The organism is Phenylobacterium sp. (assembly GCF_041919955.1).
In the GTDB taxonomy this organism is placed as follows: Bacteria; Pseudomonadota; Alphaproteobacteria; order Caulobacterales; family Caulobacteraceae; genus Phenylobacterium.
On sequence record NZ_JAYRSU010000020.1, the window covers coordinates 1 to 12,837 of the forward strand.

At 68.5% G+C, this 12,837-nt stretch carries 18 protein-coding genes; 8 read left to right on the forward strand and 10 right to left on the reverse strand.

Annotated features, from left to right (window positions below; all coding sequences use genetic code 11):
• The first annotated feature begins 220 nt into the window (after positions 1-220).
• Positions 221-853, forward strand: coding sequence for a COQ9 family protein (locus ACE3T2_RS15900; RefSeq protein ID WP_374659063.1), 633 nt, complete (start codon positions 221-223; stop codon positions 851-853).
• On the opposite strand, the gene ACE3T2_RS15905 is transcribed toward ACE3T2_RS15900, so the two are convergent.
• The 6 genes from ACE3T2_RS15905 to ACE3T2_RS15930 all read right to left on the reverse strand — a co-directional run bounded on the left by ACE3T2_RS15905 (position 844) and on the right by ACE3T2_RS15930 (position 5,227).
• On the reverse strand, positions 844-2,061 hold the full coding sequence (locus ACE3T2_RS15905) for a pentapeptide repeat-containing protein (RefSeq protein ID WP_374659065.1): 1,218 nt from the start codon (positions 2,059-2,061) through the stop codon (positions 844-846). The two genes, ACE3T2_RS15900 and ACE3T2_RS15905, sit on opposite strands and share 10 nt — an antisense overlap.
• Before the next feature lie 394 nt (positions 2,062-2,455).
• A complete protein-coding gene (gene dmeF / locus ACE3T2_RS15910) occupies positions 2,456-3,460 on the reverse strand; it encodes a CDF family Co(II)/Ni(II) efflux transporter DmeF (protein WP_374659067.1) in 1,005 nt (334 codons plus the stop codon).
• A gap of 3 nt (positions 3,461-3,463) precedes the next feature.
• Positions 3,464-3,736 (reverse strand): metal/formaldehyde-sensitive transcriptional repressor, encoded by a 273-nt coding sequence (locus ACE3T2_RS15915; RefSeq protein WP_374659069.1) that lies wholly within the window; start codon positions 3,734-3,736, stop codon positions 3,464-3,466.
• Positions 3,737-3,795: 59 nt separating this feature from the next.
• Positions 3,796-4,203 carry an arsenate reductase (glutaredoxin) gene (gene arsC, locus ACE3T2_RS15920; protein WP_374659071.1) on the reverse strand — a complete coding sequence of 136 codons (408 nt, stop codon included), beginning with the start codon at positions 4,201-4,203 and terminating at the stop codon, positions 3,796-3,798.
• The gene (locus ACE3T2_RS15925; RefSeq protein ID WP_374659073.1) at positions 4,200-4,874 is read right to left on the reverse strand and encodes an aquaporin; all 675 of its coding nucleotides are present in this window, start codon (positions 4,872-4,874) and stop codon (positions 4,200-4,202) included. Before ACE3T2_RS15925 ends, arsC begins: the two co-directional genes overlap by 4 nt.
• A gap of 2 nt (positions 4,875-4,876) precedes the next feature.
• Positions 4,877-5,227 carry an ArsR/SmtB family transcription factor gene (locus tag ACE3T2_RS15930; RefSeq protein ID WP_374659075.1) on the reverse strand — a complete coding sequence of 117 codons (351 nt, stop codon included), beginning with the start codon at positions 5,225-5,227 and terminating at the stop codon, positions 4,877-4,879.
• A gap of 54 nt (positions 5,228-5,281) precedes the next feature.
• Here ACE3T2_RS15930 and arsH point away from each other — a divergent pair, with 54 nt between their 5' ends.
• The 4 genes from arsH to ACE3T2_RS15950 all read left to right on the forward strand — a co-directional run bounded on the left by arsH (position 5,282) and on the right by ACE3T2_RS15950 (position 7,736).
• Positions 5,282-6,016, forward strand: coding sequence for an arsenical resistance protein ArsH (gene arsH, locus ACE3T2_RS15935; protein WP_374659077.1), 735 nt, complete (start codon positions 5,282-5,284; stop codon positions 6,014-6,016).
• A gap of 276 nt (positions 6,017-6,292) precedes the next feature.
• Positions 6,293-6,850, forward strand: coding sequence for a hypothetical protein (locus ACE3T2_RS15940; protein WP_374659079.1), 558 nt, complete (start codon positions 6,293-6,295; stop codon positions 6,848-6,850).
• On the forward strand, positions 6,847-7,479 hold the full coding sequence (locus ACE3T2_RS15945) for an OmpA family protein (protein WP_374659081.1): 633 nt from the start codon (positions 6,847-6,849) through the stop codon (positions 7,477-7,479). Before ACE3T2_RS15940 ends, ACE3T2_RS15945 begins: the two co-directional genes overlap by 4 nt.
• Before the next feature lie 11 nt (positions 7,480-7,490).
• Positions 7,491-7,736, forward strand: a complete 246-nt coding sequence (locus ACE3T2_RS15950) for a hypothetical protein (protein ID WP_374659083.1) — start codon at positions 7,491-7,493, stop codon at positions 7,734-7,736.
• A 112-nt stretch (positions 7,737-7,848) separates the two neighbouring features.
• Here the strand turns inward: ACE3T2_RS15950 and ACE3T2_RS15955 are convergent, their stop codons facing one another.
• The 3 genes from ACE3T2_RS15955 to ACE3T2_RS15965 form a co-directional block, all read right to left on the reverse strand.
• Positions 7,849-8,532 carry a CHAP domain-containing protein gene (locus ACE3T2_RS15955; RefSeq protein WP_374659085.1) on the reverse strand — a complete coding sequence of 228 codons (684 nt, stop codon included), beginning with the start codon at positions 8,530-8,532 and terminating at the stop codon, positions 7,849-7,851.
• 67 nt (positions 8,533-8,599) lie between these two features.
• On the reverse strand, positions 8,600-9,700 hold the full coding sequence (locus tag ACE3T2_RS15960; RefSeq protein ID WP_374659087.1) for an acyltransferase family protein: 1,101 nt from the start codon (positions 9,698-9,700) through the stop codon (positions 8,600-8,602).
• 115 nt (positions 9,701-9,815) lie between these two features.
• Entirely contained in the window at positions 9,816-10,373 is a 558-nt protein-coding gene (locus ACE3T2_RS15965) for a TetR/AcrR family transcriptional regulator (protein ID WP_374659089.1), read from the reverse strand.
• Positions 10,374-10,452: 79 nt separating this feature from the next.
• On the opposite strand from ACE3T2_RS15965, the gene ACE3T2_RS15970 reads away from it, so the two are divergent.
• Positions 10,453-10,896, forward strand: coding sequence for a PaaI family thioesterase (locus tag ACE3T2_RS15970; RefSeq protein WP_374659091.1), 444 nt, complete (start codon positions 10,453-10,455; stop codon positions 10,894-10,896).
• Here ACE3T2_RS15970 and ACE3T2_RS15975 read toward each other — a convergent pair.
• Positions 10,875-11,288: a VOC family protein gene (locus ACE3T2_RS15975; protein WP_374659093.1), complete on the reverse strand. Its 414-nt coding sequence runs from the start codon at positions 11,286-11,288 to the stop codon at positions 10,875-10,877. The two genes, ACE3T2_RS15970 and ACE3T2_RS15975, sit on opposite strands and share 22 nt — an antisense overlap.
• A 72-nt stretch (positions 11,289-11,360) precedes the next feature.
• Between ACE3T2_RS15975 and ACE3T2_RS15980 the strand changes: the two genes are divergently transcribed.
• Together ACE3T2_RS15980 and ACE3T2_RS15985 are read left to right on the forward strand one after the other, a co-directional pair.
• A complete protein-coding gene (locus tag ACE3T2_RS15980) occupies positions 11,361-11,939 on the forward strand; it encodes a TetR/AcrR family transcriptional regulator (RefSeq protein WP_374659095.1) in 579 nt (192 codons plus the stop codon).
• A gap of 58 nt (positions 11,940-11,997) precedes the next feature.
• Positions 11,998-12,801 carry a TerC family protein gene (locus tag ACE3T2_RS15985; protein ID WP_374659097.1) on the forward strand — a complete coding sequence of 268 codons (804 nt, stop codon included), beginning with the start codon at positions 11,998-12,000 and terminating at the stop codon, positions 12,799-12,801.
• Positions 12,802-12,837: the final 36 nt, after the last annotated feature.

Consider the following 12,837-nt stretch of genomic DNA (forward strand, 5'->3'; position numbering starts at 1 on the left):
GGCCTGATCGACGTTGTTGTCGCGGACGAAAATCTGAACCAGAGGTCTCTCTCCTATCACCCGTTCCCGCTCGGCCCTCCTGACATCAGGCGGCGGCGAACGGACAAAAGCCTTGCACCCGCTGGCGTGAAGCCTTCGGGTTTGAGCGCGGCGGATTAGCAGATGAGGGCGAGGATGTCCACGGCGGACAGGCGGAAAAACGCCCGCTAAGATGCGACCCATGTCGAATGCAGACGATTGGGCGCAGGACGCCGAACGGCAGGTTTTGGACGCGGCCCTCCACATTGCCGCCGATCGCGGCTGGACCTGGCCGACGGTCAAGGCGGCCGGCGCGGCCGCGGGACTGTCGGAAGCCGACGTCGAACTGCTGCTGCCGCACGGCCCGGCCGACCTCGCCGCCTTGCTGGCCAAGCGACACGACGCCCTGACGCTGGCCGCCCTGCCCGATCCGGCGGGACTGAAGATCCGCGAGCGCATCCGGCTGGCGGTGCTGACCCGGATCGACGTCGCGGCCCAGGACGAGGCCGCCGTACGGCGATGGGCAGGTTTCCTGGCGTTGCCGATAAGGCTGCCGCTGGCGCTGCGGCTGTTGTGGGACAGCGCCGACCAGCTGTGGCGCTGGGCCGGCGACACCGCCACCGACGAGAACCATTATTCCAAGCGCGCGATCCTCTCGGGGATCCTCGCCAGCGCGCTGGCGATCCGGCTGTCCTCCGGCCGCGACGCCGCGGCCGCGTTCGTCGACGCCCGCATCGAGAACGTGATGGCCTTCGAGAAGTGGAAGGCAGGACTGAAGCCGTCGCAGCTGCTGGCCGACGTGGCCGCGGCCCTGGGACGGATGCGCTACGGCTGAGGTTCGAACTCGGCGTCGGTGAGGACGCAGGCCTCGAGCCGGGCGTCCGACAGGTCGGCCTCAAGGAACCGGGCGCGCACGGCGTAGGCCTTGCGCAGGTCCGTTCGGCGCAAATTGGCGCGCGAGAGGTCGGCGCAGAGGAACCGGCCCTTGCCGATCTCCAGGGGCCCGAGCAGCGCCCCGCGCAGGTCGGCGCGGGTGAGCTGAGCGTCGACCAGCCGCGCGCCGCGCAGGTCGGCCAGCCGCAGGTTGGCCCCCCGCAGGTCGCAGCGCGACAGATCCGCGCCCTGCAGCTCCACCCCCTCCATGTTGAGTCCGAAGAACACGGAGCCCGGCGCGATCAGGCCGCTGAGCCGGCGGCGCTTGAGCGAGCCGATCGGACGGAAATCGACCGCCGAGATACGGGCGGCCGCGCCGCGGCGGCCATGGCTGTCGCAGAACGCCTCGTGCGCGGCGAGCACCTGGTCCAGCGGCTGGTCGTCGACATAGACCACCGACGGCGGGGCGCGCAGGACGTCCGACATGTCAGCCCCCTCGACGGTCGCGAAGCTGAAATCGACGCTGATCAGGATCGCCCGTTTCAGCGAGGCGCCCGAGAGGTCGGCCCCGGCGATCTGGGCGCCGGTCAGGTCGGCGCCGTCCAGCTTGGCCTTGATGAGGCGTGCGCCGCCGAGCTGGGCGTCGGAAAGGTTGGCGTCGGTGAAATCGGTGGCGAGCGCCGAGGCGCCGGTCATCTGCGCGCCGGAGAGGTCCGCGCCGGTCAGCACCGCGAAGTTCAGCTCGCCCGGCCCCCCGGCGTGGTCGAGATAACGGAAGCCCTCATTGCGGTCCTGCAGGGCGATGCGCCCCTCGCGCAGGTCGCAGCCGGCCAAGTTCGCGCCGACCAGGTTGGCCCCGCGCAACGACGCGCCGCGCAGGTCCGCCTTGGCGAGACTGGCGTGGCGCAGGTCGCAGTCGCGCAGATCAGCCCCGAACAGGATCGCATTGTCGAAATTGGCGCCCGCCAGCATGGCGCCCGAAAGCCGCGCCCCGGACAGGTCCGCGTCCCGCAGGTCGACGCCCTCCAGCCGGTATCCCGACAGGTCGGCATAGGCCAGGCTCGCACGGCGCCCGCCGGTGCGATGGGTCAGATAGCGGCGATGTTCCTCCAGCGCCCGCCGCAGGGCCTGCGGCTCGAGGGACCGGAAGAGTTTAGCGACTGCAGACATACCTGACCGGGCGGGTGGGGAGGCCGGCAGACTGACCGTTCGCACTTAAGGAACGGTTGCGTAATTGTGTCGCAATCCAGGCTATTTGAAGGTTATGGTAAGCGCACCAACAACCATCATTCCCATATTCGTCGAATAATTCTCGATTTCACGCATACAATTACAAGCACAGAATTCGCTTTATAGCCAAGCTTACCGCGAAATGGCGCAGGCCATTCGAGATAAAGCCAGTTCATACGGGATATTGGCGCGCCGCGCGGCGGGACAACTGCAAAGCCGGCGCGAAACTTAAGGATACTGTTCCAAGCGATGCTGATCGCACGCCGGGCGAGGTCACGTCGCGACGAGACGTGGACCCGATCCGAAGCTGCGATCCTTCGTCACCGCGCAAGGCCTACGCCGGATCGAGGTTAAGCGGCCGCGCCTCGACCGTCACGTGCGCCAGCTCATGGACGCGCTGCAGGCGGGCCCGCACCTCCTCCGAACCGGCGGCGCCGACATAGCTGACAATCGCGCCATGCGCCGAAGGGCCGAGCCGCCAGACGTGCAGGTCGGTGATACGCGCATCGCCGGGGCCTTCGACCTCCTCGCGGACCTCATGCTCAAGATGCTTGTCGGAGGCGTCGAGCAGTACGCGCGAGGTGTCGCGCAGCAGGCTCCAGGACCAGCTGGCGATGACCATGGCGCCGACCACGCCCATCACCGGATCGAGCCAGCTCCAGCCAAGGAACCGGCCGGCCAACAGGGCGGCGATGGCCAGAACCGAGGTCAGGGCGTCGGCCAGCACATGAGCCAGGGCCGCGCGCATGTTGTTGTCCTGGTGGCCGAGGCGGCCGTGATGGCGGCGGTGGCCATGATCATGGTGATGGTCGTGATGGTCGTGGCCGTGATGGTCGTGGCCGTGATGGTCGTGGCCGTGACCCTGGCGGCCATGATGATGGCCGCCGCCCAGCAGCAGCACGCTCAGCAGGTTCACCACCAGTCCGATCACCGCGACCACGGTCGCCTGGCCGAAGGCGATGGCCTGCGGCTGGAACAGGCGGGTCACCGACTCCCAGGCGATGCCCAGGGCCACCACCCCCAGCACCAGGGCCGAGGCAAAGCCGGCCAAGTCGCCGACCTTTCCGGCGCCGAAGGTGTAGCGACCGCTACGGGCGTGCTTGCGGGCGAAGCGATAGGCCAGGGCCGCGACGCCGAGCGCCCCGGCGTGGGTCGCCATGTGGAAGCCGTCGGCCAGAACGGCCATCGAATGGAAGACCGTGCCGGCGACGATCTCGCCGACCATCATCGCGGCGGTCAGCAGCACCACCCAGAGAGTACGCCGCGCATTGTCGTCGTGCCGATCGCCCAGGAACACGTGCTCGTGGGTCAGGTCGGCCAGCTCGTCGTCGAAGCTCATGATCTATTTTCCATACCGGCGGATGGCGGCGAGCACCTCCTGGGCGCCCTGGGCGCGGGCGGCGTCCGTCAGCCCCGGCGCAGCCACGTGCTGCTGAAGGTGCGCCTCGAGCACCTCGTCCATCAGGCCGCTCACGGCGCCTTTGACGGCGGCGATCTGCTGGAGGACGGCGGCGCAATCGGCCTCAACCTCCAGCGCGCGCTCGACAGCCGCCAGCTGGCCGGCGATCCGGCGGACGCGGGCGGTCAGTTCGGGGTCCGACTTCAGATGTCCCATAGTATACCCCCCTATAGTATATAGACAGCTCCGGGAAGCCGCCGCAGCGGTGCGGCGCGCTAGGGCCGCACCACCTCGCCGTCCTCCTTGGTGAACGTCCGGGGCTTGCGCTCCAGCAGGTCGAAGACCGCTTCCGAGGGGCGACAGAGCTTCACGCCCCTGGGAGTCGCGACGATGGGCCGGTTCACCAGGATCGGATGCGCGAGCATCGCGTCGAGCAGGCGATCGTCGTCGACATCGTCGGCTAGCAGACCGAGCTCGTCGGCGGGCGTAGCTTTTTCGCGCAGGAGCTGGCGCAGGGTCATGCCCGCAGCGGCGGCCAGATCGCTCAGCTGATCGCGCGTCCAGCCGACCTGCAGATACTCGACCACGGCGGGCGCGTAGCCGGCGGCCCGGATCATGGCGAGGGTGTTGCGGGAGGTGCCGCAGGCGGGGTTGTGGAAGATGGTGACGGGGAAGTCGGTCATGCGCGGGTCTCGGTCTTGAGCAGCCATCCGAACAGGCCCGCTGCGAGCAGCGCGCCGACGAGCTGGGCCAGGAGGAACGCAGGTACGCTGGCGGGAGCGACGCCGGCGAAGGTGTCCGACAGGCTGCGAGCCAGGGTCACCGCGGGATTGGCGAAGGACGTCGAGGCTGTGAACCAGTAGGCGGCGGTGATGTAGAGCCCGACGGCCGGCGCCGTGCTGTCAGGCCGCAGCCGCGTCGTGGCGAGGATGGCGGCGACGAGGCCGAAGGTCGCGACGACCTCGGAGACCGCCTGCGCGCCGCCGCTGCGCAGCGTTGTCGAGATCTGCAGGATCGGCTCGCCGAACATGGCGTGCGCGACCCAGACGCCCAGTACGGCGCCGGCGACCTGGACAAGGCCATAGGCCAGGGCCCATCGCCAGGACAGGTCCCGCCGCAGCGCCGCCACCAGGGTCACCGCGGGATTGAAGTGCGCGCCGGAAATCGGACCGAAGACCCAGATCAGCACGACGAGAGCGGCTCCGGTCGCCAGGGCGTTGGCGAGCAGAGCCAAGGCGGCGTTTCCACCGGAGAGGCGCTCGCCCATGATCCCGGAGCCCACGACGACCGCGAGCAGCAGGCCCGTTCCCAGGGTCTCGGCGACAAGCCTTCGGGACGGGCTGGACGTGTCCATGGTCAGCAGGCCGGCCCGCAGCTCTCGCCGCGGGCGAGAACCGCGCCGAGCGGCGCGCAGATCTGCGGCGCGCCGTTGCAGCAGTCCTCCATCAGGAAGCCCAGCAGGCCGCTCATCGCGCCATAGTCGGCGTAGTAGATGATCGAGCGCCCCTCCCTTCGCGAACCGACCAGACCCGCGTGGGACAGAACATTGAGATTGGCCGAGAGGCTGCTGGGCGGCACGTCCAGAACACGGGCGATCTCGCCCGCCGCGATCCCGCCCGGCCCGGCCGTCACCAGCAGACGGAAGATCGACAGGCGCCCCTCGTGCCCAAGGGCGGACAGCATGTTGACAGCGGCTTTCGATTCCATATTTCTAGAATACTCGAAATATAAGACAGTTCAATGACCGCCTTGGAGACCGCCGTGACCGAGTTCCCCGCCCTGGACGCCAGGTTCCTCGCCCAGGCAGACCGGGAACGGCTGGAGCAAAGCGGGGCCCTGACGCACCCGCCGCGAATCCTGCTGCTCTACGGCTCGTTGCGGCAGCGCTCGTTCAGCCGCCTGGTGATCGAAGAGGCCGCCCGCATCCTGCAGGCCCTGGGGTGCGAGACGAGGATCTTCGACCCCCGCGACCTGCCGCTGCCCGACGCCACCGGCCCGGATCATCCGAAGGTGCAGGAGTTGCGGGCGCTGTCGCAGTGGTCCGAGGGCCAGGTGTGGTGCAGCCCGGAGCGCCACGGGGCGATCACCGGGATCATGAAGGCCCAGATCGACTGGATCCCGCTGGAGATCGGCAGCGTGCGTCCAACCCAGGGCAAGACCCTGGCGGTCATGCAGGTCAGCGGCGGGTCGCAGTCGTTCAATGCGGTGAACACCCTGCGCCTGCTGGGCCGCTGGATGCGGATGATCACCATTCCGAACCAGTCCTCGGTGGCCATGGCCTATCGCGAGTTCGGCGACGACGACCGGATGAAGCCGTCCAGCTATTACGACCGGGTGGTCGACGTCATGGAGGAGCTGGTGAAGTTCACCCTGCTGACCCGCGGCCGCGCCGACTATCTGGTCGATCGCTACAGCGAGCGGAAGGCCGACGGCCGCATCCCCGAGCACGTGGCGCTGGCCGCCGAGGCGATGCGGCATGAGGCGCCTGCGGCCTGAGCGCGACATCGCTTTCCCGCAGTAGCGACACATCCGGATGCTCGGAACCTCTGCCGCCGGCCGAGCGCCTCAGGTTCAGAGCAACCTTGACGGCCGTGGAATCCGGAGAGGCTCGGGGCGGATCGGGCCGAAGTGGACGTCGGAGGATCCCCTTAGGGGACCGCGCAAAAGCCGACCGCCGCATCCGTATGGAGCCTTTCGCCGGTTAGCGAATTGAGGCTACGGCGGCCAAGCTTTCGGCGGGCGGCTCTCATGTTCACCACCACGGAGTCTTTAATGACGGTTGCTCGCATCTTCGTCGTCGCGGGGGCCTCCGCCCTCGCCCTGGCAGCCTGCTCCCGCCAGGAGAAGACGGCGGACACGACCGCTCCTCCCGCAGCCGCCGCGGAAGCCGCCAACGCGCCGGTGACCGCACAGCCCCGTCAGACCCGTTCGGTCCCAGTCGATGTGCAGGGGGTGACCGAGGTCGGCGCCACCGTGCGGGTCAAGCAGGTCGACCTGGCGCAGGACGCCACCGTTCTGGACGTCAGCATCTCGTTCGCCAGCAAGATGACCAACAACGTCGAGATGGCCACCAACCCGACCTATATCGAGCTTCCCAGCGGCCAGAAGCTGATGCTGAAGGCGCCGGAGGGCAATCCGGACATGAACATCGTCAATGGCGACACCATGAACGGCCGTCTGGTGTTCATGGGCGCCGTTCCGCGCGACGCCCAGCGTATCGCCGTGGTGTTCAACGAGGGCTCGAGTTCCGACAGCATCATCGGGCCGTTCCTGCGCCTGGACATCCCGCTGACGGCGGAGGCGGCGCAGCAGGGCGGGGCCGGCAAGTGAAATCCCTGATCCTCGCCGCAGCCGTACTGGCGGCGGCGTCCGGCCCGGCCAGCGCCGAACTGCGGGTGCGCCTGATGAAGGGCAGCGCCATCGGCATGCCCTCGACCTTCGAGCGCAGCGGAAGCGCGCCGCGCTCGACGTTCGAGAAGGCCGGCCCCGACAGCACGCTGACCAGCGTCTTCGTGCCTTCCGAGGTGGAACCGGCCCGTATCGAGACGACCCGCGCCCTGCTCACCGAGCTCAAGGCTCGCCGCACCGAAGGCACGATCGTTCTCGACCTGCCGACCGACGTCCTGTTCGATTTCGACAAGGCGGTGATCCGGGCCGACGCCGCCCCGGCCCTGGCCAAGGCGGCGGAGGTGCTGAAAAGCTATCCGACCGCCAAGGTCAGCATTGGCGGCCATACCGACGCCAAGGGCGAGGACGCCTATAATGACGCCCTGTCGCTGCGCCGGGCGAAGGCGGTGGCGGACCGCCTGAGCGCGCCTGCCGGTCACCCGCTCGAGGCCGAGGGCTTCGGAGAGAGACGCCCCGTGGCGCCCAACGCCCACCCCGACGGTACGGACGACCCGGAGGGCCGGCAGAGGAACCGCCGGGTCGAAATCCGCATTACGCCGCCCCCCGCATAAGGACCCCAAGCATGGCCCTGATCCCCTGCCCCGCCTGCGCGCGCCAGGTGTCGGACGCGGCTCCGACCTGCCCCGGCTGCGGCCACCCCATCGCTGCGCCGGCGCCGGCGACCATCAAGGAGGCCTTGACCCGGCCAGAGTCGGTCAGGTCCGGCTTCACGGTGCTTGGCCTCTACGTCACGGCGCCCTGGATCGCCCGCATCCTCGCCCTTCTGCTGTTCGTGGCGCTGGCGGCCTGGGTCGTCGCGCAGAAGTAGGTCGCCTGAGCAGCATCGCGAGCCCGAGGCGCCGGCGCCCCGACGACGCATACGAAGAGGGCCGCGACTGGCGCGGCCCTCGACACCTATTTCCTTGAGCGGCCGGCGGCCGTCAGTTCGACTCGGCCGGGGGCTGCATCTGGGTCGCGGCCTGGATGAGGGCGGCGATGCGATCGGTGGAGTCGGCGGCCTGGCTGAGGATCTGCAGCGGGCCGGCGCCGGGACGGATGACCGAGGCGACCTGGCCGGCCGCGCCCTGGGCGACGGCGATGGCGGCGTTCTGGGCCGAGTTCAGGCGCGAATTTGCGATCTTGATCGCCGTGGCGTCCTGATAAATGAAACCGTGGGTCGGATAGGTCGACGAGCCGAGATCGCGCACCGGATCGTACCAGACCTTGACCTGGCTCCAGTCGCCCGACGGCGAGACGTCGATGACGGTGACGTCCTTCTCGATCTGGCCGCGGGTCCCGCCGATGCGCGACCAGTTGGCGTGGGTGATCTGGATGACGCGGTCGGTCAGCACCTGGCTGACCACGGCCACGTGGCCGAGGCGCATCTTGCCGACAGGCTTGAAACAGAGGACGGCGCCGGCCTTGGGCGTGAAGCCGGTCTCGTACTTTCCGGCCGCCTGGCGCCACCAGGTATAGGCGTCGCCATAGATCTGGACGCCGGAGATCAGGCGCGCGAAGGGCACGCACTGCCAATAGGTGTCTGCCCAGGCGCTCGAAACCGGAGCAAAGAGCATAACCGCCGCGGCGGCCAGGGAGCCAATTACGGCTCTCGGTCGTTTAAGCATGTTACGGGTACTCCCCCACGCGAACGCGCTAAGGGGTAACCATCCTTCGTCTGAATGAAAAGAGTCTTTACGCGCCGGCGGCCGAAGGTCGGCGCGCCTCCCACGAGTCTGCCCACAGCTTCATCCGAGTACGGGCGGGTTTTTCGATGAGGTGATATGACGCAGCGGCCAGTGGAACGACTCCGACGAGGAAAACTAACCACAGACCCAGCGGCAGCCGCTCGTCGCTAAGCTGGAAAACCTTCGTAGCGCCGTTCACGAAGACTATCTTCCATGGCACGCAGACCATGTAGACCGAGTAGCTGATCTCGCCGAGATAAACGAGCGGCTTGTTACCGAATGTTTCAGTTCCGGTTTGAGCCATACGAGCCAAAAAGAAGATCAGCGCGCCGAGCGTGGTCACAATTACGGCATCAGGAGCGGCGATCGCCGCAAAACCAATCGCCGCCAGGGCGCTGATCGCCGCGCCGGCCAGGGCCAGGCCGCGATTCTGGGACGGCCGCGCACGCCACAGCGCATGCAGGGCGCAGCCATAGGCGAAGCAGGGAACGATGCGCAGGGCGCCCCACTGGATGGTCGCCTGGGTCAGGGGGAAGCCGGCGAGCGCCTGGAACAGCGCATAGAGCCCGGCCAGGAAGCCGACCGCCAGGCCGACCGCGATCAGCGGCCGGTTCTTCAGCGCCAGGGCGCCCCAGGCGAACAGCGGAAAGGTCAGATAGGCGAACCACTCGGCCGAGATCGACCAGGACGGATGGTTGAAGGCCGCCTGCGGGGCCAGGCCCCAGGCCTGCATCAAGAGCAGGTTCGCCGGCAGCGATTCCCAGTTGAGGATGTTCGGGTCGATGCCGAAGCCGGCGGCGGTGGCGGCCAGCGCCAGGACGATCATGCCGACCAGGGTGGCCAGGTGCAGCGGATAGACGCGCGCCAGGCGGTTCCAGAGGAACGATCCGTAGCGGAAGCGCCCCTCCTCCAGGCTGGTCCGGTAGACGTGGCAGAGGATGAAGCCCGAGAGGACGAAGAACAGCTCCACCCCCAGATAGCCCTTCTGGACGAACAGCGGGATCGCGCCGTCGAAGTCCAGCTTCGGCCAGTAATGGAACAGCACCACCCAGAAGGCCGCGAAGAAGCGCAGCGAGGTGAGTTGGCGGATGTTCGAGGCGTCGTTCATGGCGTCTTCGTCCCGTTCCGGCGCCGTTCTCGGCGCCCGCCTTAGGCGAGTGCAACTCCCGCGCCGCGGGAAGTCGGCTCGGCGCAGACCATGACGGCAAAGGCTGACGATTGGGTTACGGCGGGGAGGTCGCCAGCGCCCGGGCCAAGCGGACGAGGGCGTCTTCGAACTCGGGAGCGGCCAGCAGGGGCGAGTCCTCCAGGACCGCGGCGCGCACCACGCCGACCACCGCGCGGGTGACGACGAAGGCGTCGATCTCGCCGCGGCCGCCGCGACGGGCCGGAGCCTGGGCGGCCTCGCCGGGGCTCGGCTCCTGGGCCAGCAAGGCGCGCAAGGCCACCCGGCGCGTGAGCGGCCGGCCCGAGAAGCCCTGGATCTGGGCGCGGATCAGGGCCCGGTCGGGGTCGAGGCCCTCCTCGATCCAGCCCCGGGCCTTGCGACTGTCGAGGTCCCGCTCCTCGTGCATCATCGCCACCAGGATTGCGGCCTTGTTCGGGAAGTACTGGTAGAGGGTGCCGATGCTGACCCCCGCCGTCTCGGCCACGTGGTTGGTGGTGAAGGCCTCCTCCCCCTCGGTCTCGATTATGCGAGTTGCGGCCTGGAGGATCGCGCTCCAGGTGGCCTGGGCCCGCGCCTGTTTCGGTTTGCGGTAGGGGCCCGCCGCCTCCGTCACGCCCATGCTCCGCGATGCGAGTTCAAAACCCGAGCAATGCTCGGGAAAGTCGCCGCGTCAATCTCGGAGGGACGTTGCGATGACCTGGGCGAAGGAACGGCTGGACGGACTGGTGGCGCGCCAGGTGGAGCCGCCGCCGGTGGTGGAGACCCTGAAGCTCGGCCTGGTCGACGCGTGGGGCGAAGGCTGGGCGAGGAAACGCTGGGAGCCTGCGCCCGACCTGCTGAACGGGGACGGCAGCCTGTTCGGCGGCTATCTGGCCGCCCTGGCTGACCAGATGGCGGCTTTTGCAGCGATGAGCGTGCTGCCGGATCGTTCAACCTTCCGGACCACGAACCTGCAGATGCAGTTCTTCCGCATCGGCGCGGCCCAGCCCCTGGACCTCGAAGGCCGGGTGGCGGCTCAGACCCGGCGGCTGATCAGCGTGGAAGTCGACTTCCGCCGACCCGACGGGGCGCTGATCGCCCGCGGCGCCGCGCAGCAGGCGGTGATCGCCCCGCCTCAGGACGCGGTCGTCATGTAGCGGTCCCAGAAGCCGGCGGCCGGCTCTACCTGCTCGACCACGTCGACCCAGAGGCCGGAGGGATCGAAGAAGCCGAAGCGGAGCTGGCCGAACGGCTCGTGGGCCAGGTCGTAGTCGGCCTTCAGCCCGCGGGCGCGGCAGGTCTCGTAGGCCTCGTTCGCATCCTCGACCTGCAGCTCGAAGCACATGCCCTTGCCCGAGAACGTCTCCGGCCCCGGCGGGCTGGAGGGGTGGTCGGGGTGCATGAAGGCCAGGGTCGCGCCGTCGGCGGCCAGCAGCACGAACCAGTCGGCCTCGAACGCCACCTCGAACCCCAGGCGCGCGGTCCAGAAGTCGCGGCAGTCGGCCAGCTTGGGCGTGACGACGATCGGATAGCGGTCGACGAACTTCATCGCGTTTCTCCTTGATCCCAGGGTCGCAAGTCGTAAGATACAGACAGTCTGTATGTCAAACGGGAATCGACCATGGGCGTGAAGGCCGACAGGGCGCTGGCGACGCGGGCCCGGCTGGTCGCCGCGGCGCGCGAGCTGTTCGCACGCGACGGCTATGGCGCCACCGGGACCGAGGCGATCCTGGCGGTGGCCGGCGTCACGCGCGGGGCGCTCTACCACCACTTCGCCGACAAGCAGGCGCTGTTCGCCGCCGTGTGCGAGGACCTGCACGGCGAAATGGAAGGGGTGATCGAAGCGGACGCCGACGCACATGCCAGCGCCTTCGACGGGGTGGTGGCCGGGTGCCTGGCCTTCCTCGACTTCCTGTCGCGGCCGGAGGCGCGCCGCATCCTGATTCTGGACGCGCCCAGCGTGCTGGGCTGGGAGGCCTGGAACGAGATGGACCGCCGCCACGGCTTCGGCCTGCTGGTGCAGGGCGTGAGCGAGGCGGTCGCCGAGGGAAGCCTGGCCGGGGAGCCCGAAACCCTGGCGGTGATGATCAACGGCGCGCTGAACTACGGGGTGGTCTGGGCGGCCCAGGACGGCGACGGCGAGGGGCTGGCGAGGCTGAAGACCGGCTTTATCAATATGATGGACCGCTTGCGCATGTGAACCGCCACCCTATCTCCTCCCGTTAAGCCGCTTTAGCGACACCTATAGGGGGATCCCGATGGAAGGCCTTTTGACCCTGGCGAGCGATCCTGCCGTCTGGGCCGCACTGATCACCCTGATCGTCATGGAGGTGGTCCTAGGCATCGACAACCTGGTCTTCATCTCGATCCTCTCGAACAAACTGCCCGCCGAGCAGCGCACCAAGGCGCGGCGCATCGGCATCGGGCTGGCGCTGGTGATGCGCCTGGCCCTGCTCTCCACCCTCGCCTTCATCGTCGGCCTGACCGCGCCGGTGTTCGAGCTGCCCTGGAAGGGACCGTTGGACAGCCACGGCGTGCCCGCCTGGGAGCTGTCGTTCTCCTGGCGCGACCTGATCCTGATCGCCGGCGGCCTGTTCCTGGTCTGGAAGGCGACGACCGAGATCCACCACAGCGTCGACCCGGCGCCCAATGACGACGTGTTCGACACCAAGACCGCCGCAGCCAAGAACTTCGGCGCGGCGATCATCCAGATCATCATGCTGGACCTGGTGTTCTCGATCGACTCGATCCTGACCGCCGTGGGCATGACCGACCACCTGCCGGTGATGGTGCTGGCGGTGCTGATCACCGTGGCGATCATGCTGGTCGCGGCCGACCCGCTGGCCAACTTCATCAACAACAACCCGACCGTCGTGATGCTGGCGCTCGGCTTCCTGCTGATGATCGGCGCCGTGCTGATCGCCGACGGCTTCGGGGTGCACGTGCCCAAGGGCTACATCTATGCGGCCATGGCGTTCTCGGCCCTGGTCGAGGGTCTGAACATGTGGAGCCGCAGCGCGGCGAAGAAGCGCGACGGCGGCGGCGGGCCGACCAAGCACTAGGGACGACACGCAGCGGCGGCGCTCGCGCGCCGTCTC

Bases quoted from the DNA above. Each gene is read 5' to 3' on its own strand.
- ACE3T2_RS15900 (WP_374659063.1), top strand. From the start codon at position 221: ATGTCGAATGCAGACGATTGGGCGCAGGACGCCGAACGGCAGGTTTTG.
- ACE3T2_RS15905 (WP_374659065.1), bottom strand. From the start codon at position 2,061: ATGTCTGCAGTCGCTAAACTCTTCCGGTCCCTCGAGCCGCAGGCCCTG.
- dmeF (WP_374659067.1), bottom strand. From the start codon at position 3,460: ATGAGCTTCGACGACGAGCTGGCCGACCTGACCCACGAGCACGTGTTC.
- ACE3T2_RS15915 (WP_374659069.1), bottom strand. From the start codon at position 3,736: ATGGGACATCTGAAGTCGGACCCCGAACTGACCGCCCGCGTCCGCCGG.
- arsC (WP_374659071.1), bottom strand. From the start codon at position 4,203: ATGACCGACTTCCCCGTCACCATCTTCCACAACCCCGCCTGCGGCACC.
- ACE3T2_RS15925 (WP_374659073.1), bottom strand. From the start codon at position 4,874: ATGGACACGTCCAGCCCGTCCCGAAGGCTTGTCGCCGAGACCCTGGGA.
- ACE3T2_RS15930 (WP_374659075.1), bottom strand. From the start codon at position 5,227: ATGGAATCGAAAGCCGCTGTCAACATGCTGTCCGCCCTTGGGCACGAG.
- ACE3T2_RS15940 (WP_374659079.1), top strand. From the start codon at position 6,293: ATGACGGTTGCTCGCATCTTCGTCGTCGCGGGGGCCTCCGCCCTCGCC.
- ACE3T2_RS15950 (WP_374659083.1), top strand. From the start codon at position 7,491: ATGGCCCTGATCCCCTGCCCCGCCTGCGCGCGCCAGGTGTCGGACGCG.
- ACE3T2_RS15955 (WP_374659085.1), bottom strand. From the start codon at position 8,532: ATGCTTAAACGACCGAGAGCCGTAATTGGCTCCCTGGCCGCCGCGGCG.
- ACE3T2_RS15960 (WP_374659087.1), bottom strand. From the start codon at position 9,700: ATGAACGACGCCTCGAACATCCGCCAACTCACCTCGCTGCGCTTCTTC.
- ACE3T2_RS15970 (WP_374659091.1), top strand. From the start codon at position 10,453: ATGACCTGGGCGAAGGAACGGCTGGACGGACTGGTGGCGCGCCAGGTG.
- ACE3T2_RS15975 (WP_374659093.1), bottom strand. From the start codon at position 11,288: ATGAAGTTCGTCGACCGCTATCCGATCGTCGTCACGCCCAAGCTGGCC.
- ACE3T2_RS15980 (WP_374659095.1), top strand. From the start codon at position 11,361: ATGGGCGTGAAGGCCGACAGGGCGCTGGCGACGCGGGCCCGGCTGGTC.
- ACE3T2_RS15985 (WP_374659097.1), top strand. From the start codon at position 11,998: ATGGAAGGCCTTTTGACCCTGGCGAGCGATCCTGCCGTCTGGGCCGCA.